Genomic DNA, 757 nt, shown 5'->3' with positions numbered 1-757 from the left:
GGGTGCGCCGTGTGGTGTGGGTCAGTTGGCACAGCTCATCCATGGTCAGAGGCCGATCGCGATGGGCGATCAGGGCGTCTTGTGCTTTGCTGACCACGCGCTGCGCCTTTTGCAGGGAAGGGCGCACGCTGATGGTCTGCGTGCCGACGGCGGTGAAAAAGGCAAAGGCCAGTTCGCGGATATCGCTGAGAAATTGCAGCCGCGCCTGTCGTTGCGCAAATTGCAGCGGGTGTTCCATCACGCTGTGCAGCATGGCCAGAATATGCTCGCGCAGTCGGTTGGCAAGGAGATCGTGATGGATGGCGTAGACCCGGTGCGGCAGTTCATCGGTGATGTCCGATAACAGCGCCAAAGGAATGCTCAGTACCAATAGCGAAGAGGTTTCCGGCGTTTGCAGCATCAACTCGCCGCCGTCATAGGACCAGGTAATATCCTGCTGCGTCAGGCTGTTTCCCATCCAGCGCGCTTCTCCCGATAGCGCATTAAACACCCCGAGGCAGAGCGTGCCCGTTCGGCCCTGTCCACGTTGAAACACCGACTGTGACAGCTGTTCCTGATAGAACTGTACGCCGTCCAGCCAGGCCTCTTTCAGACTGCCTTCAAACCGCCCGTGAGAGATTTGGTCATAGCGCAATGCCCAATCGGTCAGCAGTTGACTGTGTTGCGCCAGCTCCTGAATGCGCGAGGCGCAACGAAGACCGTTTTGATCGCCAAGATGGTTTTGATCGCGAAGCTGGAATGCGGGTGTCATCGTCTG

At 58.4% G+C, this 757-nt stretch carries 1 protein-coding gene; it reads right to left on the bottom strand.

Features of this window, described 5'->3' with window-relative positions:
* Positions 1-757: hypothetical protein (locus J5224_RS32315; RefSeq protein ID WP_264629030.1), on the bottom strand; the 757-nt coding region annotated here is incomplete at both ends.

This window comes from Candidatus Symbiopectobacterium sp. NZEC135, assembly GCF_025962695.1.
This window is presented reverse-complemented; position numbering and strand designations above follow the sequence as displayed.